Annotated in this window: 29 protein-coding genes; 12 read left to right on the top strand and 17 right to left on the bottom strand. The window is 71.9% G+C overall.

Going from position 1 to position 24,959, the window contains the following annotated elements:
• Positions 1–24: 24 nt before the first annotated feature.
• From ACFYPD_RS05830 to hypE, 5 genes are read left to right on the top strand one after another with little or no spacing between them, the layout of a single operon-like run.
• A complete protein-coding gene (locus tag ACFYPD_RS05830; RefSeq protein ID WP_387109466.1) occupies positions 25–228 on the top strand; it encodes a hypothetical protein in 204 nt (67 codons plus the stop codon).
• Positions 229–261: 33 nt separating this feature from the next.
• Complete coding sequence (locus tag ACFYPD_RS05825; RefSeq protein WP_387109463.1) at positions 262–363, top strand: DUF6893 family small protein; 102 nt, start codon at positions 262–264, stop codon at positions 361–363.
• Between the two features lie 21 nt (positions 364–384).
• Complete coding sequence (locus ACFYPD_RS05820; RefSeq protein WP_387109460.1) at positions 385–657, top strand: HypC/HybG/HupF family hydrogenase formation chaperone; 273 nt, start codon at positions 385–387, stop codon at positions 655–657.
• An 11-nt stretch (positions 658–668) separates the two neighbouring features.
• On the top strand, positions 669–1,796 hold the full coding sequence (gene hypD, locus ACFYPD_RS05815) for a hydrogenase formation protein HypD (protein WP_387109457.1): 1,128 nt from the start codon (positions 669–671) through the stop codon (positions 1,794–1,796).
• Complete coding sequence (hypE, locus tag ACFYPD_RS05810; protein ID WP_387109454.1) at positions 1,793–2,944, top strand: hydrogenase expression/formation protein HypE; 1,152 nt, start codon at positions 1,793–1,795, stop codon at positions 2,942–2,944. The genes hypD and hypE overlap by 4 nt, the downstream gene beginning before the upstream one ends.
• A 16-nt stretch (positions 2,945–2,960) precedes the next feature.
• On the opposite strand, the gene hypF is transcribed toward hypE, so the two are convergent.
• From hypF to ACFYPD_RS05740, 14 genes are all read right to left on the bottom strand, one after another.
• Positions 2,961–5,246 (bottom strand): carbamoyltransferase HypF, encoded by a 2,286-nt coding sequence (hypF, locus tag ACFYPD_RS05805; protein WP_387109452.1) that lies wholly within the window; start codon positions 5,244–5,246, stop codon positions 2,961–2,963.
• 8 nt (positions 5,247–5,254) lie between these two features.
• Complete coding sequence (locus ACFYPD_RS05800) at positions 5,255–5,920, bottom strand: SIS domain-containing protein (protein WP_387109449.1); 666 nt, start codon at positions 5,918–5,920, stop codon at positions 5,255–5,257.
• On the bottom strand, positions 5,917–6,177 hold the full coding sequence (locus ACFYPD_RS05795; protein ID WP_387109446.1) for a HypC/HybG/HupF family hydrogenase formation chaperone: 261 nt from the start codon (positions 6,175–6,177) through the stop codon (positions 5,917–5,919). Before ACFYPD_RS05795 ends, ACFYPD_RS05800 begins: the two co-directional genes overlap by 4 nt.
• A complete protein-coding gene (locus ACFYPD_RS05790) occupies positions 6,174–6,788 on the bottom strand; it encodes an SIS domain-containing protein (RefSeq protein WP_387109443.1) in 615 nt (204 codons plus the stop codon). Before ACFYPD_RS05790 ends, ACFYPD_RS05795 begins: the two co-directional genes overlap by 4 nt.
• A 9-nt stretch (positions 6,789–6,797) precedes the next feature.
• A complete protein-coding gene (locus ACFYPD_RS05785; RefSeq protein WP_387109441.1) occupies positions 6,798–7,208 on the bottom strand; it encodes a helix-turn-helix transcriptional regulator in 411 nt (136 codons plus the stop codon).
• 166 nt (positions 7,209–7,374) lie between these two features.
• Positions 7,375–9,099 (bottom strand): cytochrome bc complex cytochrome b subunit, encoded by a 1,725-nt coding sequence (locus ACFYPD_RS05780; protein WP_387109439.1) that lies wholly within the window; start codon positions 9,097–9,099, stop codon positions 7,375–7,377.
• A complete protein-coding gene (locus ACFYPD_RS05775; protein ID WP_387109437.1) occupies positions 9,096–9,962 on the bottom strand; it encodes a ubiquinol-cytochrome c reductase iron-sulfur subunit in 867 nt (288 codons plus the stop codon). Before ACFYPD_RS05775 ends, ACFYPD_RS05780 begins: the two co-directional genes overlap by 4 nt.
• On the bottom strand, positions 9,959–10,708 hold the full coding sequence (locus tag ACFYPD_RS05770; RefSeq protein WP_387109436.1) for a c-type cytochrome: 750 nt from the start codon (positions 10,706–10,708) through the stop codon (positions 9,959–9,961). Before ACFYPD_RS05770 ends, ACFYPD_RS05775 begins: the two co-directional genes overlap by 4 nt.
• A gap of 60 nt (positions 10,709–10,768) precedes the next feature.
• On the bottom strand, positions 10,769–11,158 hold the full coding sequence (locus ACFYPD_RS05765) for a c-type cytochrome (RefSeq protein ID WP_387109433.1): 390 nt from the start codon (positions 11,156–11,158) through the stop codon (positions 10,769–10,771).
• A complete protein-coding gene (locus tag ACFYPD_RS05760) occupies positions 11,155–12,039 on the bottom strand; it encodes a cytochrome c oxidase assembly protein (RefSeq protein ID WP_387109431.1) in 885 nt (294 codons plus the stop codon). The genes ACFYPD_RS05765 and ACFYPD_RS05760 overlap by 4 nt, the downstream gene beginning before the upstream one ends.
• Entirely contained in the window at positions 12,027–12,425 is a 399-nt protein-coding gene (locus ACFYPD_RS05755) for a hypothetical protein (RefSeq protein WP_387109429.1), read from the bottom strand. The genes ACFYPD_RS05760 and ACFYPD_RS05755 overlap by 13 nt, the downstream gene beginning before the upstream one ends.
• Entirely contained in the window at positions 12,425–13,051 is a 627-nt protein-coding gene (locus ACFYPD_RS05750) for a heme-copper oxidase subunit III (RefSeq protein WP_387109428.1), read from the bottom strand. Before ACFYPD_RS05750 ends, ACFYPD_RS05755 begins: the two co-directional genes overlap by 1 nt.
• Positions 13,048–14,976, bottom strand: coding sequence for a cytochrome c oxidase subunit I (gene ctaD, locus ACFYPD_RS05745; protein WP_387109425.1), 1,929 nt, complete (start codon positions 14,974–14,976; stop codon positions 13,048–13,050). The genes ACFYPD_RS05750 and ctaD overlap by 4 nt, the downstream gene beginning before the upstream one ends.
• A 16-nt stretch (positions 14,977–14,992) precedes the next feature.
• Complete coding sequence (locus ACFYPD_RS05740) at positions 14,993–15,955, bottom strand: c-type cytochrome (protein ID WP_387110581.1); 963 nt, start codon at positions 15,953–15,955, stop codon at positions 14,993–14,995.
• Between the two features lie 205 nt (positions 15,956–16,160).
• Here ACFYPD_RS05740 and ccsA point away from each other — a divergent pair, with 205 nt between their 5' ends.
• The 5 genes from ccsA to ACFYPD_RS05715 are packed head-to-tail and all read left to right on the top strand — an operon-like array spanning position 16,161 to position 20,688.
• Positions 16,161–16,937, top strand: a complete 777-nt coding sequence (ccsA, locus tag ACFYPD_RS05735; RefSeq protein ID WP_387109422.1) for a cytochrome c biogenesis protein CcsA — start codon at positions 16,161–16,163, stop codon at positions 16,935–16,937.
• Entirely contained in the window at positions 16,934–17,344 is a 411-nt protein-coding gene (locus ACFYPD_RS05730) for a cytochrome c maturation protein CcmE (protein ID WP_387109420.1), read from the top strand. Before ccsA ends, ACFYPD_RS05730 begins: the two co-directional genes overlap by 4 nt.
• Positions 17,334–19,247, top strand: coding sequence for a heme lyase CcmF/NrfE family subunit (locus ACFYPD_RS05725; RefSeq protein ID WP_387109418.1), 1,914 nt, complete (start codon positions 17,334–17,336; stop codon positions 19,245–19,247). The genes ACFYPD_RS05730 and ACFYPD_RS05725 overlap by 11 nt, the downstream gene beginning before the upstream one ends.
• Complete coding sequence (locus ACFYPD_RS05720; RefSeq protein ID WP_387109416.1) at positions 19,244–19,801, top strand: redoxin domain-containing protein; 558 nt, start codon at positions 19,244–19,246, stop codon at positions 19,799–19,801. The genes ACFYPD_RS05725 and ACFYPD_RS05720 overlap by 4 nt, the downstream gene beginning before the upstream one ends.
• The gene (locus tag ACFYPD_RS05715) at positions 19,798–20,688 is read left to right on the top strand and encodes a cytochrome c-type biogenesis protein CcmH (RefSeq protein ID WP_387109414.1); all 891 of its coding nucleotides are present in this window, start codon (positions 19,798–19,800) and stop codon (positions 20,686–20,688) included. The genes ACFYPD_RS05720 and ACFYPD_RS05715 overlap by 4 nt, the downstream gene beginning before the upstream one ends.
• 174 nt (positions 20,689–20,862) lie before the next feature.
• Here ACFYPD_RS05715 and ACFYPD_RS05710 read toward each other — a convergent pair whose 3' ends face one another.
• The 3 genes from ACFYPD_RS05710 to ACFYPD_RS05700 all read right to left on the bottom strand — a co-directional run bounded on the left by ACFYPD_RS05710 (position 20,863) and on the right by ACFYPD_RS05700 (position 23,438).
• Entirely contained in the window at positions 20,863–21,297 is a 435-nt protein-coding gene (locus ACFYPD_RS05710; RefSeq protein ID WP_387109411.1) for a ChaB family protein, read from the bottom strand.
• Positions 21,298–21,322: 25 nt separating this feature from the next.
• Positions 21,323–21,766 carry a phage holin family protein gene (locus ACFYPD_RS05705; protein ID WP_387109409.1) on the bottom strand — a complete coding sequence of 148 codons (444 nt, stop codon included), beginning with the start codon at positions 21,764–21,766 and terminating at the stop codon, positions 21,323–21,325.
• Between the two features lie 466 nt (positions 21,767–22,232).
• Complete coding sequence (locus ACFYPD_RS05700; RefSeq protein ID WP_387109406.1) at positions 22,233–23,438, bottom strand: chitosanase; 1,206 nt, start codon at positions 23,436–23,438, stop codon at positions 22,233–22,235.
• Between the two features lie 722 nt (positions 23,439–24,160).
• On the opposite strand from ACFYPD_RS05700, the gene ACFYPD_RS05695 reads away from it, so the two are divergent.
• Positions 24,161–24,673, top strand: coding sequence for a DUF5994 family protein (locus ACFYPD_RS05695; protein ID WP_387109405.1), 513 nt, complete (start codon positions 24,161–24,163; stop codon positions 24,671–24,673).
• 38 nt (positions 24,674–24,711) lie between these two features.
• A complete protein-coding gene (locus ACFYPD_RS05690; RefSeq protein ID WP_387109403.1) occupies positions 24,712–24,900 on the top strand; it encodes a hypothetical protein in 189 nt (62 codons plus the stop codon).
• Positions 24,901–24,959: the final 59 nt, after the last annotated feature.

Genomic DNA, 24,959 nt, shown 5'->3' with positions numbered 1-24,959 from the left:
CATTGACCGATAGAGGGGGCGGTAATGGGCGAGATCCGGGTGGGCGATCCCGATGTCGAACTCGACGCGCCGGCGCACACCAAAGGGGTGGAGGAGGGCAACTCGCGCAGGAGGAAGCAGGCGGGCCACCACGATGACGGGACGGTGGATGAACGCCGCTCGACCGGCATCCGGCCCAAGAAGCACGACCCGATCCTGCCGATCATGCCGAACCTGCCACCGGGCTGAGCGGGCCCGGAGCGGGCCCGAAGGAGGTGAGCTGTGCGGAAAGTGTTGGTGCTGCTGGCCGGCGCGGCCGTCGTCGGGCTGTTCTGGAAGGAACTTCCCGCGCTGCGGCGCTACATCAAGATCGAGAAAATGTGATCGGAGAGGACCAGCGAGTCGATGTGTCTAGGTATCCCGGGCGAGATCGTCGAGATCAAGGCCGGTCATGACGATCTCGCCGTCGTCGACGTCGTGGGCGTCCGGCGGGTGATCAACGTCGGCCTGCTCGATGTGGACCAGACAGGCGTCGGCGACTGGGTGCTGGTCCACGTCGGGTTCGCCATGTCGAAGATCGACGAAGCCGAGGCGGCCGCCACGTTGGCGCTGTTGTCCGGCCTGGGGCAGGCGTACACCGACGAGCTGCAGGCGCTCGCCGAATCCGACATCAGCTAGGGGATCACCAGATGCGTTTCGTCGACGAGTACCGCGACGCGGACAAGGCCCAGGCGCTGGCCACGCAGATCGCCGCGTTGTGCGAGCCCGGGCGGCAGTACAAGTTCATGGAGGTCTGCGGCGGGCACACGCACACCATCTACAAGCACGGGCTGGAGGACTACCTGCCGGAGAACGTCTCGCTCGTGCACGGGCCCGGCTGTCCGGTCTGCGTGATCCCGATGGGCCGGGTGGACGACGCCATCGCCATCGCTCACGAGCCGGGCGTCATCATGACAGCGTTCGGCGACATGATGCGGGTCCCCGGTGGCAGCGGCTCGTTCTTCGACGCCAAGGCGGCCGGCGCGGACATCCGGATGGTGTACTCGCCGTTGGACGCGCTGAAGATCGCGCGGACGAACCCGGACCGCAAGGTCGTCTTCATGGCGATCGGGTTCGAGACCACCTCGCCGTCTACCGCGATGACCGTGCTGCGGGCGGCCGCCGAAGGGATCGACAACTTCTCGATCTTCTGCAACCACGTCACTATCCTTCCGGCGATCAAGGCCATCCTTGACTCACCCGACCTGCGTCTCGACGGCTTCCTCGGCCCCGGGCACGTCTCCACCGTCATCGGCTGCCGACCGTACGAATTCATCGCCCGCGACTACGGCAAGCCGCTGGTGTGTGCCGGGTTCGAGCCGCTGGACCTCCTGCAGTCGGTTTTCATGCTGCTCAAGCAGCTCGCCGAGGGCCGCTGTGAGGTGGAGAACCAGTACACCCGGGTAGTGCCCTGGGACGGCAACCTGCGGGCGCTGGAGGCGATCGGCCAGGTCATGAAGCTGCGGCCATACTTCGAGTGGCGCGGCCTCGGCTTCATCTCGCACTCCGCCCTGCGCATGCGGGACGAGTACGCGGCGTACGACGCCGAGCAGCTCTTCGACGTTCCCGGCGTACGCGTGGCGGACCCGAAGGCCTGCCAGTGCGGCGAGGTGCTCAAGGGTGTGCTCAAGCCCTGGGAATGCAAGGTGTTCGGCACCGCATGCACGCCGGAGACACCCATCGGCACGTGCATGGTCTCATCCGAGGGCGCCTGCGCGGCGTACTACAACTTCGGCCGCTTCACGCGGCAGCGGGTGGCGGAGGCGACGCGGGTATGACGACAGACCGCACCGCCGAATGGGCTGAGCGCGCGGTGGCCGAGGCCGAAGCAGCAGTCGATCGGGAGCCCGGGCGACTGTCGCCCGAGCAGCAGGTCCTGCAGCGCATCGATCGGGCGCGTCGGCGCAAGCCGAAGATCAGGGAGGATCTCCTCACCCTCGCGCACGGCGCCGGCGGGAAGGCGACCCACACCCTGGTCGAAGGGCTGTTCCTCGAGGCGTTCCGCAACCCGACGCTCGAGGCGCTCGACGACGGGGCGGTGCTCTCCGTGGCTGGCGGCCGGCTCGCCTTCACCACCGACTCGTACGTGGTGGCCCCGCTGTTCTTCCCCGGGGGTGACATCGGCGACCTCGCCGTGAACGGCACGGTCAACGACCTCGCGGTCAGCGGCGCCCGCCCGTTGTACCTGTCAGCCGGCTTCATCCTCGAGGAGGGCTTTCCGGTCGCCGACCTGCGACAGATCGCCACCTCCATGGCCGTCGCGGCGCAGCGGGCCGGTGTGCAGGTGGTCACCGGTGACACAAAAGTGGTGCAGCGCGGCAAGGCCGACGGCTGCTACATCAACACGGCGGGGATCGGCGTGATGGAACGGCCGGTGATGCTGGGCACCGCACAGATCAACCCTGGTGACGCGATCCTTGTCTCCGGGCCAATCGGTGATCACGGTGTCACCATCATGCTCGCCCGCGGCGAGCTGGACATCGAAGCCGACCTCGCCTCGGACACTGCCGCGCTGCACGGTCTCGTAGCGGCCCTGCTGGACGCCGCCCCCGGGGTGCGGCTGCTGCGCGACGCCACCCGCGGCGGAGTGGCGACCATCCTCAACGAAGTGGCGCAGGCGGCCCGGGTCGCCGTGGTCGTCGACGAGACCGCCGTACCGGTACGTCCCGCCGTGACCGGGGCGTGCGAACTGCTCGGCATCGATCCGCTCTACGTGGCCTGCGAGGGACGCTTCATCGCCGTGGTGGACGGCGCGCAGGCGGACGTGGCGCTCTCGGCGCTGCGGGGTCATCCGCTCGGCGAGGACGCCGCGGTGATCGGTCGGGTCGCCGCCGACCCGCCCGGGATCGTGCTGCTCAAGACGGTGTTCGGCGGTACCCGCATCGTCGACATGCTGGTCGGGGATCCGCTGCCACGCATCTGCTGACGCGACGGTCACCGGCTCAGCTGGACGGGGTGCCGCGGTGGCGGGCCGCGGCCACCACGGCCTGACCGAGGGAGATACCGCCGTCGTTGGGCGGCACCCGCGAGTGCACGAGCACCCGGAACCCCTCCGCCTCCAGGCCGCCCACCACCCGGTCGAGCAGCAGCACGTTCTGGAAGACGCCGCCGGACAGCGCCACACTTGCCAGACCCGTGCGTTCGCGGACGGCTTCCGCCGCCCGCACCACGGCGTCCGCCAGGCCGTGGTGGAAGCGGGCGGCGATCCGGCCGGGGTCCACACCGGAGACCAGGTCGTCAACCACGCACCGGACCAGCTCGCGTCCGACGTCGGCGAGCGGGGCCGTTCCGGCCGGCTCGACCCGGTAGCCGCCACGCTCGTCGCGATGAGCCAGCTGCTCCAGGGCGATTGCGGCCTGACCCTCGTACGTGACGCGGTCCCTCAAGCCGAGGATCGCCGAGACGGCGTCGAACAGCCGGCCCGCGCTCGAGGTACGCGGCGAATTCGTCCCGCTCCGCGCCAGAGCCACCATCACGGGCCACCGCCGCTCGTGCCGCCGCAGCACCTCCAGGTCGGGCACGGCGTCGCCGTAGATCTCGTCGAGGTACGCCACCGCCATCCGCCACGGCTCGCGTATCGCCGCGACCCCGCCCGGCATCGGGATCGCGCCCAGGTGGCCGACCCGCTCGAACCCGATCAGGTCCGCGACGAGCAGCTCACCTCCCCAGAGGGTGCCGTCCGGGCCGAAACCGAGACCGTCGAAGGCGACCCCGATCACCGGGCCGCGCTCGCCGTTGTCGGCCAGGCAGGACGCGACGTGGGCGTGGTGGTGTTGAACGCCGACCAGTTCGACGTCATCGCGCTGGAGCGCGTACTTCGTCGACAGGTACTCGGGATGCAGGTCGTGGGCGACTATCTCCGGCCGGACATCGAAGAGTCGGCTGAAGTGCTCGATCCCCTCGGTGAACGCGCACAACGTCTCGTAGTTCTCCAGGTCCCCGATGTGATGCGAGACGAACGCACGCCGTCCCTTCGCCACGCAGAAGGTGTTCTTCAACGCCGCGCCGCACGCCAGCACCGGTCGATCGAACCGCCACGGCACCGTCACCGGGGCGGGCACGTAGCCGCGGGACCGCCGCACCGGCAGCTCACGGCCCCGGAACACGCGGACCACCGAGTCGTCGGTGCGGACATGGATGCGCCGGTCGTGGAACAGGTATGCGTCGGCGATCCGCGCCAACCGCTGCCGCACGTCGTCATCCCTGTGTGCGATGGGTTCGTCGGAGGTGTTGCCGCTGGTCAGCACGATGGGCATGCCGAGCCGGCCGATCAGCAGGTGATGCAGTGGCGTGTACGGCAGCATGACGCCCAGGTCGCGGTTGTCCGGTGCCACCGACGCGGCGACCGGAGCGTGGGCGCGGCGTGGGAGCAGCACCACGGGACGGCGGGCACCGGTGAGCACCCGGACGGCTGCCGGCGTCAGATGGACCAGGGCGCGCGCCGCCCGGAGGTCGGCTGCCATCACGGCGAACGGTTTCTCCTCGCGGCGCTTGCGGGCGCGCAGGGCCGACACAGCCCGTTCGTCGTCGGCACGGGTGGCCAGGTGGTAGCCGCCCAGGCCTTTCACCGCGAGGATCCGGCCGTCCCGCAGCCACCGCACGGCGACGTCAACGGGATCGCCGACGGCAGGGACGCCATCCGCGTCGACGAGCCGGAGAGCCGGGCCGCACGCCGGGCAGCACACCGGCTCGGCGTGGAAGCGCCGGTCTCCAGGGTCTGTGTACTCGGCGGCGCAGTCGGCGCAGAACGGGAAATCCGCCATCGTGGTGGCACGCCGGTCGTACGGCACGTCCGTCACGATGGTGAACCGTGGGCCGCAGTTGGTGCAGTTCGTGAACGGGTAGCCGTGGCGGCGGTCCGTCGGATCGGCAACGTCCGCGAGGCAGTCCGGGCAAGTGGCGGTGTCCGGGGAGATCAATGCTTCCCGAGCGGCGCCGGTGACGCTGGTGACGATGGCGAAGCCGGGCTGCCCCGTCCGGGGTACGGCCTCGGTGGTGACCCGCTCCACCTGTGCGAGTGTCGGTGCACGCTGGCTGAGGTCCGTCACGAACGCGGACAGGTGGTCCCCGTCTCCTTCGACCTCGACGAAGACGCCGCCGGTGTCGTTGCCGACGAACCCGGCCAGGTCGTACTCCCGGGCCAGGGCGTGCACGAACGGACGGAAGCCAACGCCCTGCACGATGCCCTCGACGCGGACCCGTACCCGGCTCGGACCAGGCCTGACCATGCCGGCCGTCAGAGTTCGCCGGCCAGTGCCTGCTGGGTGAGTTCCCAGAGCACGTGGTAGACCGTCGTCTGCGCCTCCTGCACCCGGTGCACTGACGAGGACGGCACCACGAACAGGTGATCGACGACGTCCGACTCGGCCATCCGGCCGCCGTCATATCCGGCGAGTCCGACGGTGATCATGTCCCGCCGGCTGGCCTCTTCGAAGGCCCGCAGGACGTTGGGCGACCCGCCGCTGGTGGAGAGCCCCACCGCGACGTCGCCGGCGCGACCGAATGCGGCTATCTGCCGGGCGAACACCACCTCGAACCCCACGTCGTTGGAGAGTGCGGTGAGCACGGCGACATCATGGGTCAGCGATATGGCCGGCAACGGTCGGGCGGTCGTCGGCGGGTGCAGGAACAACTGCGCGAGATCCTGGGCGTCGGTGCTGCTGCCGCCGTTGCCGAACGTGAAGAGCTTGCCGCCTGCCTGGAACGCCGTCGCGAGTGCCCGGGCGCATTCGACCAACCGGCACCCGTGCTCGGGCACCAGGGAATCGCGGAGGGTGACGATCTCCCTCGCCTTGTCCGCCGTAGATCGGGCGACGTCGGCGAGCACTGTGCCGACGTCGGCAGCCTGGGTGTCGAGGAACGGATAGAGCGCGCCCAGCGCACCTTCGACGCGGGCGCTCACTGAGCCTTCTCCACGACCGCGATGGCCTCTTTCGCGTGTACGAGCACCACGTCCCCGGCCGCCGCGTCGACCAGCGCGACGCTGATCTCCTCCGGCCCGCCGTCGGTGTCGACCACGGCCAGGCAGCCGGCTACCAGCTTCCGGATCCGAACCGCCACCGCGACATCGGAACAGGTGATGCAGACATCGTCGTGGCAGTCGGCCACCATCGCTGTGCTCGGCCGACCATCCGGCGGGATGACCGCCTCCGGCGTCACCGGACCTCCTCCGGTTCGAGCAGACCGGGCTGCTCGAAGAACACGTGCACCAATTCCCACAGGAGGTGATAGACCGTCACGTGGACCTCCTTGACGATGCATGGATCATCCGAGCGAGCGATGACGAGATGGTCGGCGGTGGCATCACGGGCAATGTCCCCGCCATCTCCCCCGACCAGCGCCACGGTGAGGAGGCCGAGGTGGCGGGCAGTCTCCAAGCCCCGTCGGACGTTGACACAACGGCCGTCGACGGACAGCCCGATCGCGATGTCCTGCGGGGCGGCGAGCAGACGCAGCTGGGCGGCGAACACCTCGTCGAAACCCTCCGCCCGGGCGATCCCGGTGAGGGTGGCGGCGTCGTTGGTGAGCGAGATCGCCGGCAGCGCCCGCTTGCCGACGATGACGGGGTGAACGAACTCGACCACGATGTGCTGGGCATCGGTGGCCGGCCCACCGTTGCCGAAGACGACCAGCTTGCCACCACGATGAAAGCGCTGGGACATCTCGTAGCAGGCCCGCCCGACCTGCTCCGCGTCGCCGGCGAGCGCCTCGGCAGGTGCTACCCGGCGAGCGAACGCGCGGTGAACCGCCGGGAACACGGACGATTGCATCGTCCTCCTTCAACCTCGGGAAGTGGCATACGAGTCACGCCCGTCCCGCGGCCTCGCGAATGCGTCCGCCGAGCGCCGCAGGTAGGCATCCATGACGTGGTTCAGGTGCGCCAGGCGAGCAGTCCACGACCGGAGGTCGTTGCGTCCCTTCGCCGTCAGCTCGTAGCGCCGACGCGCCGGGCCCGCCGCCGCGGCCTCCCACATCGACAGCAGCGAACGGTCGCGTTCCAGCCCGCGCAGCACCCGGTAGACCTGACCGGGTTCCACGTCGGACACTCCCATCGCGTCAAGTCGCTCGATCAGGTCGTACCCGTGACCGGGTCGCTCGAAGATCAGGAGCAGGAGGAATGGATGCAGCAGGTTGCGCAGTTCACGCCCATGCATGTCAGTCCCTTCCACGGTCGGGCCGCCGCTCTTCATTGCAGCTAAGCACACCCAACCTCCCGAAAATGGAGAAATGTCCGGCTTGAGGTTGTGCCTTCGGCAACCGGCCGACGGTGCCACCCGCCCGCAGCCGCGGCCGCGGCCAGAAGTCCTACACGGACAGCTCGGCGAGTCTGCGGCCCGATCAGCGCGGTGACCGCGTTCACCGGCGCTCCGGCCCGTCCCCGTCCTCGCCGCGGCGCTCACGGCGCCGGCGGAGAGCTGCTGCCAGCAGGGAGACGCCCAGGGCGGCGTTGCCCCAGCGACGCAGCGCGGTCCGGACCCGGCCGGGCGGCGACGGCGGCGGCGGGCCGGGCACGGTCACGTGGTCGACGCCCGGGTAGGCCAGCCGGGCCGAGTCGACGGCCTCCTGCTCGGTCAGCACCGCGCGATTGCCCAGGATCGCGACACCGGCCGGCTCGTCACGGTAGCGCCAGCGCCATACGTCGCCGTCGGGCCACAACTCGATCCGCTCTCCGGGTCGGTCCGGCGCCGGCAGTTCCGGCTTGTCGGCCGCTGCCTCCGCGTCGCCCCCGCCGGCCGGCTGGCGGGCGGCGCGCAGATCGGCCCGGGTCAACTCACCGAGGCCGGCCGCGTCGCCGCGGCGCAGCGCCCGGGCCAGCAGGAAGGCCAGCATCCCGGCGAGCACGGGCAGCACCAGTACCAGGACGCGCAGCACGTTGAGCACGTCGTACACCGGCACCCGCAGCAGCCGGGCGAGGATGTCGTCGCCGGCCGTCACGACCAGCACCCCGAAGAAGGTCAACGCCATCACCCCGACACCCATCCGGACCGGGTGGTCGCGGGGCCGGTCGAGCAGGTGGTGCTGGCGACGGTCCCCGGTGCACCACCGCTCCAGAAACGGCCAGGCGTACAGGGCGCCGAAGGTGACGCCGCCGAGCACCACGCCGGGGAAGAACGGCGCCGGCACCAGGTGGCCGGCGATGTGGATCTCCCACGGTGGGAACAGTCGCAGCGCCCCGTCACCCCAGGCGACGTACCAGTCGGGCTGCGCCGGTGAGGTGGACTGGGCCGGGGCAAACGGTCCGTATTGCCAGACCGGGTTGATCTGCACGAGCCCGCCCAGGGCGAACAGCACCGCCAGCACCCAGGCGAACAGCGCCAGCGAGCGCAGGGTGTAGCTGGGGTAGAGCCGGGAGCCGACCACGTTCTGCTCGGTCCGTCCCGGCCCGCGGAACTGGGTGTGCTTCTGCCGCACGATCATCGCCAGGTGAACGGAGACGAGGGCGACCAGCACCGCGGGCACCAGCAGCACGTGCGTGACGAACAGCCGCGGAATCATCTCGTCGGACGGGAACTCCCCGCCGAGGCCGAGGAAGACCAGCCACGAGCCGACCAGCGGGATCGACTCCACCACCGAGACGATGATCCGCAGGCCGAGGCCGGAGACCAGGTCGTCCGGCATGGAGTAGCCGGTGAAGCCGTTGGCCAGGGCCAGCGTCAGCATGGTCACGCCGACCAGCCAGTTCAGCTCTCGGGGCTTGCGGAACGCGCCGGTGAAGAAGATCCGCACCAGGTGCACCAGGATCGCCGCGACGAAGACCAGGGCCGCCCAGTGGTGGGTCTGCCGGATCAGCAGCCCGGCCCGTACGTCCCAGCTCAGCCGCACGGTGGAGGCGTACGCGGCGGAGGTGGTGGTGCCGTCCAGCGGCGCGTACGAGCCGTGGTAGACCCGGTCGGCGGAGCTGGCGTCGAAGAACAGGGTCAGGTAGATGCCGGTCAGGATCAGCGCGACGAACGAGTAGAGGGCGATCTCGCCGAGCATGAACGACCAGTGGTCAGGAAACACCTTCGCCAGCGCCTTACGGGCCACCGGGGACAGCCGCAGCCGGTCGTCGACCGCGCGGGCCAGCCGGTCGAGGATCACGGCCGGCTCCAGAAGCCGGCGCCGGGCGGCGCGGTGAAGTCGCCGGTGGCGCGCAGGTAGCCGTCCCTGTCGACCTCGATGGGCAGGCCGGGCAGCCGCCGGGCGGCGGGCCCGGCAACCGGCGCGGCGTCGTCGAACAGGTCGAAGGAGGACTGGTGGCAGGGGCAGAGCACCCGGCCGGTGCCCTTCAGGTAGAGCCGGACCGGGCAGCCGGCGTGGGTGCAGAGCACGGAGTAGACGACGAGTCCGTTGAGGTGGCCGGCCGACGGGGCCCGGGTGAACCGCTCGGGTTGCAGCCGGACGGCGAAGGCCGGGGCGTCGCCGGCGTCGGTGCCGCCTTCCGGGAACACGCCGATCACCGTGCCGGCGGGCACATCCTCGGGTCGTAGCGGCTGCCCGCTGTCGGTCAGCAGTCGGACGCCCGGACCCCACGGGGTGTCCTTGAGTGCCCGCAGCGGGCGGGGGCGGTCCCCGGGCAGCAGCGAACGGAGCGGGAACAGCGCCGCGACGCCGAGCGCGGTGAGCGCCAGCCCCAGCGTGGCGAGCAGACCACGCCGGCGGATCGGGCTGTCCGGCGCGGTGAGCACGGCCGCGGTCAGCGCCTGCTCGGCCGGAGGCGGGGTGAAGCCCTCGTGTTCTTCGACGTGGCGACCGACCGGCACCAGGCGCCGGCCCCAGATCGCCAGGCCGGTCGCCAGCCCGGCGAAGGCCACCGCCAGGCACACCCCTTCCCACTGGGTCTGCCCACCGAGGCCGTAGGTGATCGCGAAGCCGATCGCGCCGGCCGCGCTGGTCAGGAAGGACAGGACGATCCGGCGGTTCACTCCGGGGGGTGCGGCCGGCACCGGTGGACGCCGGCTCACTCTCCCGCCCTCCTGCCCAGCCAGCGGGCCGCCGCCACGAGCAGCCCGAGGGTGGCGATCCAGGCGACGAGCCCTTCGGCCAGCGGCCCCAGCCGACCCAGCGGATTGCCGCCCCGGTCCAGCTGCTCGGCGCGCAGCCGCCGCACGTACATGGCCAGGTCGTTGACCTGCTCGTCGGTGAGGACCTGGCTCGGAAAGACCGGCATGAGGCCCGGACCGACCCGGATGGCCTCGGCGACCTGCACCGAGGTCGCGTCGTACAGCGGTGGCGCGATCCAGCCGTTGGTCAGGGGCGCGCCGGCGCCGGTGGCTCCGTGGCACGGCGCGCAGTTCACGGCGAACAAGTCCCGGCCGGCCCTGATGCTGCCCGGCGACACCCTGGGGATCTGCGGGCCCCCGCCACCGAAGCTGTCGACGTGGTCGACCAGGGCGCTGATCTCCTCGGCCGAGAAGACCGGCTCGCCGTGGCGGGGCTGCTGCACCTCGTCGGGGACGGGCATCCGCCCGGTGGAGAGCTGGAAATCCACCGAGGCGGGTCCGACCCCGACCAGCGACGGTCCACGCTGGGCGCCTTGTCCCTGCTCGCCGTGGCAGCTGGCGCAGTTCTGCCGGAACAGTTCCTCTCCCCGCCCGCCGCCGCTCGCCGTACCGGTCGGGGTCGACACGGCGGAACCGGAGGGCGGTGGGGTCGCGGGCGCGGCGAGGGCCGCGGGGCCCGCGGCCAGGGTGAGCGCCGCGCCGAGCACGACCGCTCGTCCCGGATGCCACCTCCGGTGCGTCGACCGGTACGCCCCTGCGCTCACTGCTCAATCCAGGGTGTACAGGTAGGCGGCGATGTCCTGGGCGTCGATCGGGCCAACACCCAGGTCCGGCATGGCGTTGCCGGGCTCGACCGCCTGCGGGTCGGTGATCCAGTGCTGCAGGTTGTCGGCGTTGTTCACGAGTTTCCCCGCGATGTACGAGCGGGAGCCGAACCGGGTCAACGGCGGGCCCACGAGGCCGTTGGCCCGATCGATGCCGGGGATGGTGTGGCAGGAGCCGCAGCCGTACTGGGCGATGAGTGTGGCGCCCCGATCGGGGCGGCCGGCGCGTACCTCGGGCGGCGGCGGCGGGTTGGTGTGGGCGCAGCCGGGCACGGCGAGCAGCAGTGGCAGCGCCACCGGCAGGAACCAGCGGTTGGGTATCCGGCGGCTCATGGCACGACTTTCCCGGTCCGGGCCGGCAGCGGGCTGCGGGACTCGGGGGATGTCACCCGCTCGGGGCGCTGCCGCTGCAGGCTCACGAGCCAGCGCAGGAAGGCGGTCAGGGTGGCGGCCAGCACCGCCACGTCCATCGGTGCCCACATGAGCAGCCCGGCCAGCTGCTGGTCGGACAGGGGGTCGGGCCCGAGGACCGGCACCGGGTAGATGGGGTGCGGCGCGAAGGTCAGTGTCGCGCCGAGCGCGGACGCCGGCAGCATGGTGCCGATCAGGAGCAGCATTGCGACCGGGACCGGCAACCGGTGCCGGGGCGCGCCGAGCAGCGGCGCCCACAACAGCCAGGCCGAACCGAGGAAACAGGCGTGTTCCGCCGCATGCAGGACCGGCAGCTGTTCGGCCGCGAGGTAGGGCGCGGGTAGATGCCAGAACCAGAGCACCACCGCCTGGATGCCGCCTGCGGTGATCGCGAGCACGGTCGGTCGTCGTAGCCAACGCATCGGTCCGGCCGCACGGAGCCGGGCCAGCCACCGGCGCGGCGCCGGCGGGCAGGCGAGGGTCAGCGGCAGGCCGGCGGCGCCGGCGGCGAGCAGCGGGCCGGCACCGAGCAGCAGCAGCATGTGCTGGGTCATGTGCCCGGCGAAGGACCGCTCGGCGGCCGCCGCGAGCGGCCCGTCCTGTGCGGCGAGCACGCACAGCAGGCCGGTGCCGAACGCGGCCACCCGCCAGACGGGCAGAATCCGGCCGAGGCCTCGGCGAGCCCACAGCTCGTGGACCCCCCGGCCGTACCCCGCGGCGAGCAGGGCCACCCCGGCGGCCAGCAGCATGGCGAGCAGGCCGGCTGCCACATCGTCCGACCCGGCCGCGCTCACCGCAGGCATGGGGGCAACACCAGCAGGGCCGCGCCGCCCAGCACGATGATGATCAGGAACAGCAGGTTGGACCAGATCGCTACCACGGCGAGCATCCGGCTGCGGCCCACCGGCCGTTCGTCCACCCCGTCCGGCGGGTGCGCGGTGCGCCGCCAGACGAGCGCGGCGGCCAGCAGGGCGCCGACGGTCACCAACGCGGGCAGCACCACCGCGACCGCGATGACGGCCCGCAGCGGCACCGCCCCGATCCGCTCGGTGCCGCGGGCGCAGGTCAGCTCGTCCACGCCCCAGCCGGCGAGCAGGTGCACGGCCCAGGCGACCGCGCCGCCGAGCACCGCGTACCAGAGGAGCAGCCCGCCGGTCAGGCGCGCGCGGGGGCCGGGGTGCGCGCTCATCACAGCCTCGGCGACAGGTAGACAGTGAACAGGATGGCGGCCCACACGATGTCGACGAAGTGCCAGTAGATGGCGGCGTTGCGGACTCGCTCGTGGCGGTGCGCGCCGAAGCTGCCCCCGCGCAGGGAGGCGGCCAGCAGCCAACCGATCATGGTGAGCCCGACCAGCACGTGCAGGCCGTGGAAGCCGGTGATGAGGTAGAACAGCGATCCGTAGGCGTTGGTGGTCATGGTGAACTCGCGCAGCTTCTCGGCGTATTCGCTGGCCTGCAGGGCCAGGAAGGTGATGCCGAGGACGAGGGTGGCGGCCAGCCCGGAGCGCAGTCGCCGGTGTTGGCCCTTGCGGATGCCGTGCTCGGCCCACACCATCGGCAGGCTGCTGGGCAGCAGCACCGCGGTCATCACCAGCGGGACCAGCAGCTTCGGCTTGATGATGCCGTCCGGGGGCCAGGTGCCGCCGTACTGGAAGCGCAGGTAGAAGTAGCTGCCGAGGAGGCAGGCGAACAGGGTCGCCTCGGTGACGACGAACATCACCATGCCCCACCAGCCGGTCGAGCGGCCCACCGGCAGCTCGGTGGTCAGCGCCTCGGTGCCGGTGGCCGCGGCGATGCCGTTGGGGGTGCTCATGCGCTGACCTCGAGTTCCCGCTCCGGTCGCCGCGGCGGCCAGAGCCAGACGGCGATGGTGGCCGCCATCGCGATCGCGGCGATGGCGGCGACCGGGTACCAGGCGAGGAGCATCGCGGTGAAGAAGACCAGCATGGCGAGGGCGAGCAGCAGCGGTTGCAGGGACGCCTCCGGCATGTCCACCGCCCGCTCGCGGTGGCCGTCCAGTTCGCTGGTGAACAGCGTCCGGCGCCCGTCGGCCAGGATCCGGTCCTCGGTGGCCCCCGAGCCCATGGATTCCCGGCTCGGCTCGTCCCAGGTCGGGTGCAGGCTGTGCACCCGGGGCAGGACCGGGAAGTTGTACGGCTTCGGCGGCGAGTCGGTGGACCACTCCAGACTGTCGCCGCCCCACGGGTCGGGTGGCGCGGGCCGCCCGCGGCGGATGGCGTGCACCACGCCGATCAGGACCAGCAGCAGCCCGACCGCCAGCAGGTACGACCCGATGGTGCTGACCAGGTTCCAGCCGTCCCAACCCGGCTCGCTGCGGTAGGTGTAGACCCGCCGTGGCATGCCGAACAGACCGTACAGGTGCATGGGGAAGAACGTGATGTGCATGCCGGCGAACACCAGCCAGAACGCCCACCGGCCGAGCCCTTCGTGGTACATCCGGCCGGTGATCTTCGGCAGCCAGTAGTAGAGGCCGGCCAGCATCGGGAACACCGCACCGCCGATGAGCACGTAGTGGAAGTGGGCCACCACGAAGTAGGAGTCGGTGACCTGCTGGTCGAAGGCGGTCAGCGCGAACATCGTGCCGGTGAGACCGCCGAGCACGAACGTCACGATGAACCCGATCAGGAACAGCATGGGCACCTTGAGCACCAGCCGGCCGAGCGCCATGGTGGCCAGCCAGGCGAAGATCTGGATCCCTGAGGGGATGGTGATGATGGTGCTGGCCGCACTGAAGAAGCTGTATGACAGCCGGGGCAGGCCGGTGGCGAACATGTGGTGCACCCAGACGCCGAACGAGATGATCGCGATCGAGACGATGGAGAGCACGATGAGCGGGTAGCCGACCACGCCGCGGCGGGTGAACGCGGGCAGCACCGCCGAGACGATGCCCAGGGCCGGCATGACGATGATGTAGACGTCGGGATGTCCGAAGATCCAGAACAGGTGTTGCCAGAGCAGTACGTTGCCGGCGGCCCCGGGGTCGAAGAAGTGGGTGCCGAAGCGCCGGTCGAGGAAGAGCATGGCGTTGTCGAGGTTCAGCGCCGGCAACGCGAAGATCACCATGAAGGCGGTGGCGACGATCGCCCACACGAACAGCGGCACCCGGTTCAGCGACATGCCCGGGGCCCGCAGTTTCAACGCGGTGACGATGAAGTTGATCGAAGCGGCGGTGGTGGCGATGCCCAGGAACAGCAGGCCGAGGCTGTACACGTCCATGTGCAGGCCGGGCGTGTTCGTTCGCTCGGTCAGTGGCACGTAGGCGAACCAACCGCCGTTGGGCGCGGCGCCGAACGGCAGGCTGGCCCACATGAACAGCCCGGCGAACAGGAACACCCAGTAGCCGAGCGCGTTGAGCTTCGGGAACGCCATGTCCCGGGAGCCGATCATCAGCGGGAGCAGGAAGTTGCCGAACCCGAAGAGCATCGGGGTGGCGAACAGGAAGATCATCGCCGTCCCGTGCATGGTGAACAGCTGGTTGTACTCCTGCGGTGACAGGAGCCGGGACTCCGGCCGGGCCAGCTGGGTGCGCATCGCCAGCGCGCTGAGGCCGGCGAGGACGAAGAAGAACCCGGCGGTGACCAGGTAGCGCCGGCCGATCTTCTTGTGGTCGACGGTGCTGAACCAGGAGCGCAGCGAAGGGCGTTCCCCCCAGTGCTCCTCCAGCGCGGCCAGGTCCTCCCGGCTGGCGCCGGGCGCCGGCGCGGCGGTCGTGGACATCCTTCCCTCCCTCCGCTCACTTCAGCGACTGCAGGTACGCGATGAGGTCCGGCAACTGGCCGGCGTCAACGGGCTGCGGTGGCATCAAGTTGCCCGGCTTCACCGTCTGCGAGTTCGCGATCCACCCGCCGAGGTGGCCACCGTCGTTCGGCACCGCCCCGGCCCCGATGCTCCAGCGCGAGCCGACGTCGGACAGGTCCGGACCGATCCGGCCGTTCGCGCCGGTCCCCCGAATGGCGTGGCAGCCGGCGCAACTGCCCTGCACGAACGCCACCTGGCCACGCCGCTGGGCGTCGGTCTGCGGGGCGGGGGCCGGCGCGGCGAGGCGGGCCACCCAGGCGTCGAAGTCCCGCCGGGGTTCGGCAACCACGAGGAACGCCATGTGGGCGTGCTGGGTCCCGCAGTACTCCGCGCACTGGCCCCGGTAGCTGCCCGCCCGCTCGGCGTGCAGCCAGGTCTCACGGACCTCTCCGGCGATCAGGTCGGTTTTGGGCATCAGCTGCGGCACCCAGAAGCTGTGCAGCACATCCGCGGTCCGCAGCCGGATCCGCACCCTCTCCCCCACCGGGATGTGCAGCTCGTTGGCGGTGGCGCCGTCGGCGCCCTGGACGCGTACCTCCCACCACCACTTGTGGCCGGTGACGTCGATGGTCGGGGCACGGGGCCCCGGGTCGTCGCCGAGTGCGGCGAGGTCGCGCAAGCCGACGGCGTACACCGACACCAGGATCACCAACGGAAGTCCCGCGCCGGCCACCGTCACGAAGCGCAGCGGCTGTCCGTGCCGGACCCGGGCCGAACGCCGGCGGCGGAACAGCAGCGCCCAAGCCAGCACCACCATGACCTCGGCGAAGACCGCCATGGAGATCCAGAACAGCAGCCACCACAGGTTCGCGACGCGGCCCGCGCCGGATCCCGCCGGGTCCAGCGCGGATGGGGCTCCGCCGGAGCAGCCGGCCAGGGCCAGCTCCCCAACCAACATCACGACCGGGAGGAGGAGCCCCTGTCGGCGCTCCCACCCGGACCGCGTCGTCGCGCCGCGTCTCGTGTCCACCGGCACCGACCATAGTCATTTACATGGGGTATGTGGCCTATTGCACGAATTAGGCGAACGGTCCCTTTCACCCCGTTAAGGTCGGCACGCAGGAAACAGCAGGCAAGCGCCGACGGCGCGGGACAGGAAGATCATGCGAACCACCACCGTGGACCTGACCGCCGACACCCCGCGGGGAGCCGCGGCGCGCCGGACAACGGCGTGGACCGCCGGTGGCCTCGCTCTGGCAGCCGGGCTCGCCGGCGGACTGCTGGCACCGGCCGACGCGCGGCAGGGGCAGGCACAGCGGCTGATGTACCTGCACGTGCCCGCGGCGTGGGTGGCGTACCTGGCATTCGCCGCCGTGCTCGCCGCGAGCACGGCCTACCTGATCGGCGGGGACCTGCGCTGGGATCGCCTCGCCCGCGCCGCGGCCGAGATCGGCGTCGCGCTCACCGCCATGGCCATCGGCACCGGCGCCCTGTGGGGACATCTGGTGTGGGGCACCTGGTGGGCCTGGGACCCGCGACTGGTCAGCACCGCACTCCTGCTGCTGGCGTACGCCGGCTATCTGGTCCTCCGCCGGATGCTCGCCGAACGGACGGGCGGACCTGACGGCGGCGACCGGCGGGTGGCCGGCCCGGCGGCGGCCGCCGGGATCGGCGGCTTCCTGCTCGTCCCGGTGGTCCACTTCTCCGTGATCTGGTGGCGGTCACTGCACCAGCCAGCCACCATCCTCGCCCCCGAGCGGCCACCGATCGACCCGCGGATGGCGCTGGCACTGCTGCTGGCCGTGGCGGCGGCGAGCGCTGCGGCACTCCTCGTGCTGGGACACCGGATGCGCCGGCTCGAGCGCCGGCTCGGCGGCCCGAACGAGCCACCGACACCGCACACCCGTACCGTCCGACGCACGCCGGCGCAGGTGAGATGATCCGGCGGCCCGGACGCCTCGCGCTGGTCGCGGTGCTGCTCGCCGCCGGTGGCCTGCTCGTGGCCGGCGCCCTTCGCGACACTCTCACCTACTACCGCACTCCGAGCGAGGTGCTCACCGACCCCGATGCCAGCCGGGGACGCGTCCGCCTTGGCGGCGAGGTCGTTCCCGGCTCGCTGCGCCGCGACGGTGACCTCCTGGTGTTCCAGCTGGCCGACACGGGACACCAGGTGACCGTACGGCAGCGTGGCGTACCAGCGGAGACCTTCCGCGAGGGCGAGGACGCGGTCGTCGAGGGTCGCCTGGGCACCGACGGGGTGTTCCACGCCGACCAGGTACTGGTGCGTCACGGCAACGAGTACCGACCGTCCTCCCCCGCCGCCCCGGAGCGGTCCGATGCTCGGTGACCTCGGCACCGCCGCCCTCGCCGCCGGCCTGCTCACCGCCCCACTCGCCGCACTGCTCTGGCTGCGGGTGGCCCTGCTCGACGCCCCGGCCCGCCCGGCCCGACTGGCCTCCATCGGCGCGCTGCTCACCGCGGCCGGGTCCTGCGCCGTCCTCGAGGGCGCCCTGCTTCGCCACGACTTCAGCGTGCGATTCGTGGCCGAGAACGGCGGCCGCCACGTCCCCGTCTACTACACGGTCACCAGCCTCTGGTCCGCCATGGACGGATCCCTGCTGCTCTGGCTGCTGGTGCTCGGCGCGTACGGCGCCCTGCTCGCCCGGCCTCGGCGGCCGGACCGGCTGCGCGCCTACGCGATGGTCGTGGTCAGCGTCGCCACCACCTTCTTCTTCGCCCTGTCCGTTTTCGCCGCCAATCCCTTCCGCGCCGTGGACCCGGTGCCGCTCGACGGCCCAGGCCCGAACCCGCTCCTGCAACAGCACCCGGCGATGGGTGTGCACCCGCCGCTGCTGTACGCCGGCTACCTCGGCATGGTCGTGCCGTTCGCGCTGGCGTTGGCCGCCCCGCTGGCCGGACGGTCAGGGCAACACTGGAACCAGGTGGCCCGGCCCTGGGCCTTGGTGGCCTGGTCCGCGCTCACCGCCGGAATCGTCCTGGGCGCCTGGTGGTCCTACGCGGTCCTCGGCTGGGGCGGCTACTGGGCCTGGGACCCGGTGGAGAACGCCTCCCTGCTGCCCTGGCTGACCACCACCGCCTTCCTGCACACCAGCCTGGGCGGGGGGCGCGGGCGGGAGCGCTGGAACAGCGTGCTGGGCTGCGCCGGCTTCCTGCTGGTGCTGCTCGGCACCTTCCTCACCCGCTCCGGCTCCGTGGCCAGCGTCCACGCCTTCACCGACTCGCCGCTCGGGCCACTCCTGCTCGGCTTCGTCCTACTGGCCGTCCTGGCCGCCACCGTCCTCACCGGCCGCCGCCAACCGGCCCCGGCACGCGGCGCCGCCCCGCTGTGGTCACGGCACAGCGCCGTGCTGACCAACGCCGTCCTGCTGGTCACTGTCGCCGCCGCGGTGCTGATCGGCACCGTGCTACCGCTGCTCACCGAACCGCTCACCGGCAGCCGGGCCAGCGTCGACGCCGGCTACTACCAGCGAACCGCCGTGCCGCTGGCCGTGGTGCTGCTGCTGCTGGCCGGGGTCGCTCCCGCGCTGCGCGTGCGGGACCGGGTCGGTGCGCTGCGCCGCCTGGCCCTACCGGGCGCCGCGGCGTTGGCCACCGTTGCCGCGGTCGGCCTGCTCAGCCGCCCCGGGCTGGGGGCGCTCACCGCATTCGGCGCGGCCGCCTTCGTCCTCTCCGGCCTGGTCGTCCAGGTCGCCACGAGCCGGCCCAGGCCCGGCCGGGCCTGGGCCGGCGTGCTGGCACACGCCGGTCTCGCCCTGGTCTCGGTGGGCGTGGCCGGCTCCTCGACGTACGGGCGCGCCGACGAACGGACCCTGCGCGTCGGCGAGACGCTGCGGGTGGCCGACGTGTCCGCCCGGCTGCTGTCGGTGCAGCGCGGCACACCCGGCGGCCGGATGACCGTGCGGGCCCGGTTGGCGGTGTCGTCGGGCGGCGCCACCCGCACAGCCGGCCCGGCGCTGCGGTACGACCCGGCTCGGGACACCGCCGTCACCGTGCCGGCGATCCACGACGACCTGCGGCGCGACGTCTACCTCACCCTCATCGCCGTCCCGGCCGACGGCGGAAGCGCAACCGTACGCCTGGCCGTGAACCCCCTCGTGGGAGTCATCTGGGCCGGCGGCGCCCTCACCGCCGCCGGTGGCCTGCTCGCCCTGGCCGGCACGGCCCGCGCACGCCGCCGGCGGCCGCCGCACCCGCGGCGGCAGCCGGTGGCAGCCGGAGTGCCGGAATGAGCGCCGGAACCGGACCGGGCTGGTGGCGGCGGACCCGACTCACCCCGACCATCCTGCTGATGCTCACCGCCATCCTGGGCGTGGCACTCGCGACCCACCACCGCTCCGATCCCGGCAGGGCCGGCCAGCGGCCGGTGACGCCCGCGCCCGCGCTGGCCGGCGCCACTCTCACCGGGGAACGGTTCGACCTGGCGGCGGCTCGCGGGCACGTCGTGCTGGTCAACGTCTTCGCCTCGTGGTGCGGACCCTGCCGTGACGAGCTGCCGCTTCTGGTCGAGACCGCCCGCCGCTGGTCGCCCCAGGGACTACGGGTGGTCGGGCTGAACCTGCGGGACGGTCCGGAGGCGGTCCGGGCCCTGCTCCAGGAGGCGCACGCCGACGACCTCACCGTGCTGCCCGACCCGGACGGCACCCGGGCCGTCGAATGGGGTGTGCGCGGCGTGCCCGAGACATTCGTGGTGGGCCGCGACGGGCGGATCGTCGCGCACCAGCCGGGCGTGGTCACCGCGCAGTGGCTGCAGGAGCAACTCGCCCACCTGCTGGAGACGGCGTGACCCGGCGGCGGCTGCTCGTCTCGCTCGGCCTCGGTGTGCTGCTGGCGCTGGCAGTCGCCGGGGTGGTCCGCTCGGCCGCCCCCGGCAACCGGACCGACCCGGTCCAGGCGGTGGCCGCCGGCCTGCGCTGCCCGGCTTGTCAGGGCGAGTCGGTGGCCGAGTCCCGCTCTCCGATCGCCGCGTCGATGCGCCAGGTGATCGCCGAGCAGGAGGCGCAGGGCCGCAGCCCGCAACAGATCCGCCGCTGGTTCGTCGACCGGTACGGCCAGGAGGTGCTGGCGCAGCCGCCCCTGCGGGGCCCGGCGCTGCTGGTGTGGGCCGTACCCGCGGTGGCGCTGCTGGGCGGCGTCACCGCGGCCCGGCGCACGTTGCGTTCACGGCGCCCCGACGGCGACCTCCGGCATGCCAGGCTCCCGCCGTCCCGCGACCGGCCGGTGGGACTGATCTGGTGGCTCGCCGCCGGAGGGTTGGTCGCCCTGGTGGCGACAGTCGCCGTGGCCGCCGACCGGCTGGCACCGACGGCGCCGCAGCAGCCACCCGCCGACGCGGCGGCGGTCGCCGTCCGACTCGCGCAGGACCTGGAAGGCCAGCAGCGGTACGACGCCGCCGCGCAGATGTACCGGGAGGCGCTGAACGAGCGCCCCGAGGACGCCGTCCGGCTGCGCCTGGCGTTCGCGCTGCTACGAGCTGCGGACGCCGCCGGCGCGGAGCGGACCGCGCGAGAGCTGCTCGGCCGGTCCCCCGACTCCCCTGACGCTTTGCTGGTGCTGGGCCTGGCGCAGCGGACCACCCGGCCCCCGGAGGCCCCGGCCACCCTGCGAAGGTTCCTGTCCGTGGCCCCGGGGCACCCGGCCGCCGCAGAGATCCGACGGCTGCTCGGCTCGTGACCAGCCTCAGCCGCGGAGCCGGAACCGGGCCGACAGGCAGCCGAGGACCAGCCCGGCGGTCAGGAGGACAACGGCGCGAGGGGTGACGGCGGACGGAGCTTGCCGAGTCCGTCTCCGGGATCGACCACCCTGCCGACGACATCGCCCGCCGTCCCCACCACAGGGATCGACGGCTCATCGTCGGCGGGCACGGGCGGTGGCTCGTGCATTGGCCTTTTCGATGGCCTCGACCAGGTCGTCCTTGTCCAGCTTCTGCGGCTCGTCGATGCCGACCTTCCGCGCCACGTCGTCCAGGTGCCCCTTGCTCGCGTTGGCGTCCACCCCCTGGGCGGTGGGGCGATCCCGGTCCCGGGAGGCCGGGGTGCCCTGTGCCGCCTGCGGGTCCGAGGGGCCTTTGTGCTCCTTGGGCTCCCAATGGTCGCCGACCTTCTCGTGGGTGTGCTTCAACGACGCGTACGCCGTACGGTGGGCCCGCTCCCCGTCGCCGTAGCTCTCCTCGGCCGACTCCAGTGTCTTCTCGTACGTGCGGACCGCCTTGTCGTCCGAGCGGGCGATCGTCGAGGGCACGTCGTCACGCATCTCCTCGGCCTGCTTGTGCTTGTCCGGCATGACGTCCTCCCGATCCTGCTGACGGCTACCGGCCCAACTCGTCGCGAGCGGCGTCGGCGCCCGCCGGCACCACCCGCCCGGCGGTCGCGGAAACCACGTCCCGCACCTCGTCGGCGAGCCGGGCCGACGGGCCACCCGCCACGCGCAACTGGGCCAGCCCCGCCCGGCCGAGCATCACGGCCGTGACCAGATAGCCCGCGGTGAGGCCGGCGACGGCCAGCCGGCGGGGCAGGAACGCCTCCAGCATGCGCAGCACGGTGGTCGACGCCGCCCCCGCGCCGAGCACCAGACAGCCGCCCGCGGCGGCCAGCAGGGCGACGCCCAGCCCGGCCGGGCGGGCGGCCTCGGTCACCTGGCCGCGGATGGCCCGGACCTCCTCGCGGACGACGTCGGCCACGTCCTCCGCCAGCCGTTCGCTCGGGCCGGCTGTTCGCCTGTCCCGGCGCGGTTGACCGGTCCCGTCGCTCATCGCTCCCCCCACCTGTGCCGCTCGTTCCTTGACCGCCGACGGTGCGAGGCCCCCGGTAGACCCCTGTCTTGAGGTCTCCTGGTTCCCGCCGGTCGGTGCCGATATCGACGCCGTGTCCCCACGCGGCCCCCGGGCAAACGTCCGACTCCTGATGGTGACCGACCGCGACGCTGCGGCGCGCGTGCTGCGGCAGTGAGCGCGACGGCGAGGAGCAGCAGTGCTGCCAGCCCACCGACCAGCGGCGCGCCGGCACCGTCGTCGACCGACACCAGGTCGGTGAGCCGGCCGAGCAGCATGTAGACGAGCAGCACGCCGAAGGCGACGGGCACGAGGACGGCGAAGAGCCTGGATCGCCAGCCCCTCCCACGTCGTCCGGCACGCCTCGGCGAAGCGGATCAGCAGGTCGCCGTCGGGGCGGCAGCCGCGCGCGTCGCCGGGCCCCCCAAGGCCTGCCGCCGGGCGGGGGTCAGCCGATGCGGTACTGGTCGCCGTAGACGGCGAAGACCAGCGGCGTGTTCAGGTGGAAGTTGCCGTTGTTGAGGAAGACCCGCTGAGCGGTGTCGACGCGGGAGGTGTCCGAGTGGGCCTGCTCTTTCCGCATCTCGGCGACCCGCTCGTCGAGGAAGGCGTGCAGCCACGTTCGCTCGTCGCCGCCCTGCGCCGGCGGCTTCGCCCGGGCGAGGGCCCGGCTGCGGATCGCCCGCATGCCTTCGTAGCCGTGCATCACCGCCGCGTCGTAGTAGGCGAACTGGCCCAGCGCCCGCACTCCGTCAGTCTTGCCGTCGCGTACCGACGGGTTGAAGTAGACGCGGTCCCGCTCGGCCTCCTGGGCGGCCCGGAACACCGGGTCGGCGGCGGCGGTCCGCCAGTCGCGGGGGAAGTTCGGGTCGAGGCCGGCGTGTGAGTCACTGCCGTTGACGGCGCGCAGGGCCGGCAGGTATCCCGCCAACACGTTGCCCGGCTTGGTCCTGGTGTAGGCCTCCACCAGTTCGAGCATGTCGCCGGTGCCGGAGCAGAAGCCGATGATGCCGGCGGTGTAGCCCCGCCCGTCACCGATGTCCTCGATGTAGGAGAACTGCGCGCGCCAGTCGAGCGAGGAGTTCTCCGCCGCCGAGACGATCTGCATGGCGACGTCCTTCTTCGCCGGGTCGTCCAGTGGTGTGCCGGCCGGGGCCGACGGGCCCGGCGTGGTGCCGCCGCCGGGCAGGGCCCACCGCTGGTTGGCGCTGCCGGAGCAGGTCCAGATCTGCAGGCGGGTGCCGTTGGCCGTGCTCCCGCCGGTGGCGTCGAGGCACCTGCCGGAGCCGGTGTTGACCAGCGCGCCGTTGCTGGCGGCCCACTTCTGCGCGCCGGTGCCGTTGCAGTCGTACAGCTGCACCTTCGCGCCGTCGGCGCTCGACGCGGCGGTGACATCCAGGCACTTGCCGAGGGCGCGGACCGAGCCGTCGGCGTCGCCGACCGTCCATGCCTGGGCCGCCGTGCCGTTGCAGTCCCAGAGCTGGACCGGCGTGCCGTTGGCCGGGTTGGCACCGGCCACGTCGACGCACTTCCCGCCGAGGCCGTTGATCGGTCCGGCCGTCGCGGCGCTGGCCGACGCCATGCCGTAGCCCAGCGCCGCGGCGGACATCAGCAGAGCCGCTGAGAGGAGGGCGACGGTCCGCTTGCGAAGCATTGGCTCTCCTCGGCTGGGGACGGGCGGCGCGTCCTCCGGTCGGCGACCCGCGCCGTGTGAAACAGCACGGCCATCGCTGCGACCGCATCAGGAAACTTTGTTAATTGATAACCGTACATCAATGTAATCAATCGGGACGCCTCCGTCCACTACGAAGGCCTGTCGTCGGCCTGGCTCATCGCGGTCCAACTCGGGGTGTTCCTCCTGCCGCTCTACGCCGGTCGAGGTGGCCAGCGGCCGACACGACCCCACATCACCACCGAACCCCGCTGACCAGCACCGGCACGATCACGGCACCTTTGGACAACGCCTGGCCGACTCACCTCGGTGTTCGGGCCTGGCGAACTCGGCCATCTCGCGCGGCTGCGCGTCGTCGGGGGCCGCCGCCCGCGGACCGTTCGGGGTAAGCCCCGGCCCCTCTTGCGGCGTCACCGATCTGACCGTCCCGGACAGGCGTACGCTGGGGTCATCCCGGAATCGACGACATCCCACTCCTGAGGTGCCCGCCACGCCGGCTCCGCCCGAGGGGATGGCATGTTCGTACCCGAACGCACCCGATCCGCAGCGGCCCGACCGACCTCCCGCCGTCGGAGCATGGGGAAGCACTCCCCCTCCCACCGATCTGGGTGCCGTTGACCCGCGCCGGCGCGATCCGGATCGGCGTCCGCGCCACGGCGCTCGCGATCGTCGCCATGGTCCGGTCACGGCGATAAGGATCCAACATGACGCCATCGACCAACGCCCTCGCTCCCCCATCGCCGCCATCGACGCCGCGCCTGCGGATCGAACCGACCCGGTCCACGCGCACGCTGCTCGACGGCGGCTGGTGGCCCCGCTCGACTGATCCGCTCGCGGAGCTGCCCGGCCTCGTGCTCGCCATCGACCTGCTGCACGGGCCGATCGTCCGGCTGCTTTTCAACACCGAGATCTGGGACGGCAATCCACGCCGCCTGACCGTCGGCGGCAGGGTGCTGCGGTTGGGCTACTTCACCAGTCAGCCCGCCAGCCTGCTGACCGCCATCTGTCTCAACGAGGATCGGGTCGACCTGCTGGTCGTCCCGCCGGATACCCCGGTCGACCTGGCCGAGGCGGCGATGGCGCGCGCCGCCACCGCCCGCAACATGGTCCATACTCCGCAGCTACTCATCCAGCTACGCTTGGAGCAGCCCCCCGCCGCGTCGGCCAGTTCCTCACGACCCGACGTCGTCCCGGTCGCCGGGACGGAACTGCCGTAATGTCGAACCGAGCAGCAGGACCTACGGAGACAACCCCCATGCGGTACCTCAGCGACGTCAACCTGCGCGCCGTACTCAACGTCCTCATCTGCCGGGCCGGTGGCACTGTAGAGATCAGCAACGAAGAACTGTACGACGCGATGCTGCCAGACCACTCTCACGGAGAACGCGTGCTCATCGAGGAAACAGAGACCGGCCTCCGGCTGTCCATCGTTGCTCGCGAGTAGGCCGGGCCGCGAAACGTCAAGGCCGACAGGTCCCCGGACCGCGTGATGGGCAGCACTGT

The sequence above is a fragment of the Micromonospora sp. NPDC005299 genome, assembly GCF_042872345.1.
Lineage (GTDB): Bacteria > Actinomycetota > Actinomycetes > Mycobacteriales > Micromonosporaceae > Micromonospora.
Note: the sequence above shows the minus strand (reverse complement) of the source record. Positions and strands in the feature narration are given on the sequence as shown.

Bases quoted from the DNA above. Each gene is read 5' to 3' on its own strand.
- ACFYPD_RS05830 (WP_387109466.1), top strand. From the start codon at position 25: ATGGGCGAGATCCGGGTGGGCGATCCCGATGTCGAACTCGACGCGCCG.
- ACFYPD_RS05820 (WP_387109460.1), top strand. From the start codon at position 385: ATGTGTCTAGGTATCCCGGGCGAGATCGTCGAGATCAAGGCCGGTCAT.
- hypD (WP_387109457.1), top strand. From the start codon at position 669: ATGCGTTTCGTCGACGAGTACCGCGACGCGGACAAGGCCCAGGCGCTG.
- hypE (WP_387109454.1), top strand. From the start codon at position 1,793: ATGACGACAGACCGCACCGCCGAATGGGCTGAGCGCGCGGTGGCCGAG.
- hypF (WP_387109452.1), bottom strand. From the start codon at position 5,246: ATGGTCAGGCCTGGTCCGAGCCGGGTACGGGTCCGCGTCGAGGGCATC.
- ACFYPD_RS05790 (WP_387109443.1), bottom strand. From the start codon at position 6,788: ATGCAATCGTCCGTGTTCCCGGCGGTTCACCGCGCGTTCGCTCGCCGG.
- ACFYPD_RS05785 (WP_387109441.1), bottom strand. From the start codon at position 7,208: ATGAAGAGCGGCGGCCCGACCGTGGAAGGGACTGACATGCATGGGCGT.
- ACFYPD_RS05765 (WP_387109433.1), bottom strand. From the start codon at position 11,158: ATGAGCCGCCGGATACCCAACCGCTGGTTCCTGCCGGTGGCGCTGCCA.
- ACFYPD_RS05760 (WP_387109431.1), bottom strand. From the start codon at position 12,039: ATGCCTGCGGTGAGCGCGGCCGGGTCGGACGATGTGGCAGCCGGCCTG.
- ACFYPD_RS05755 (WP_387109429.1), bottom strand. From the start codon at position 12,425: ATGAGCGCGCACCCCGGCCCCCGCGCGCGCCTGACCGGCGGGCTGCTC.
- ACFYPD_RS05750 (WP_387109428.1), bottom strand. From the start codon at position 13,051: ATGAGCACCCCCAACGGCATCGCCGCGGCCACCGGCACCGAGGCGCTG.
- ctaD (WP_387109425.1), bottom strand. From the start codon at position 14,976: ATGTCCACGACCGCCGCGCCGGCGCCCGGCGCCAGCCGGGAGGACCTG.
- ACFYPD_RS05740 (WP_387110581.1), bottom strand. From the start codon at position 15,955: ATGTTGGTTGGGGAGCTGGCCCTGGCCGGCTGCTCCGGCGGAGCCCCA.
- ccsA (WP_387109422.1), top strand. From the start codon at position 16,161: ATGCGAACCACCACCGTGGACCTGACCGCCGACACCCCGCGGGGAGCC.
- ACFYPD_RS05730 (WP_387109420.1), top strand. From the start codon at position 16,934: ATGATCCGGCGGCCCGGACGCCTCGCGCTGGTCGCGGTGCTGCTCGCC.
- ACFYPD_RS05725 (WP_387109418.1), top strand. From the start codon at position 17,334: ATGCTCGGTGACCTCGGCACCGCCGCCCTCGCCGCCGGCCTGCTCACC.
- ACFYPD_RS05720 (WP_387109416.1), top strand. From the start codon at position 19,244: ATGAGCGCCGGAACCGGACCGGGCTGGTGGCGGCGGACCCGACTCACC.
- ACFYPD_RS05710 (WP_387109411.1), bottom strand. From the start codon at position 21,297: ATGCCGGACAAGCACAAGCAGGCCGAGGAGATGCGTGACGACGTGCCC.
- ACFYPD_RS05705 (WP_387109409.1), bottom strand. From the start codon at position 21,766: ATGAGCGACGGGACCGGTCAACCGCGCCGGGACAGGCGAACAGCCGGC.
- ACFYPD_RS05700 (WP_387109406.1), bottom strand. From the start codon at position 23,438: ATGCTTCGCAAGCGGACCGTCGCCCTCCTCTCAGCGGCTCTGCTGATG.
- ACFYPD_RS05695 (WP_387109405.1), top strand. From the start codon at position 24,161: ATGACGCCATCGACCAACGCCCTCGCTCCCCCATCGCCGCCATCGACG.
- ACFYPD_RS05690 (WP_387109403.1), top strand. From the start codon at position 24,712: ATGCGGTACCTCAGCGACGTCAACCTGCGCGCCGTACTCAACGTCCTC.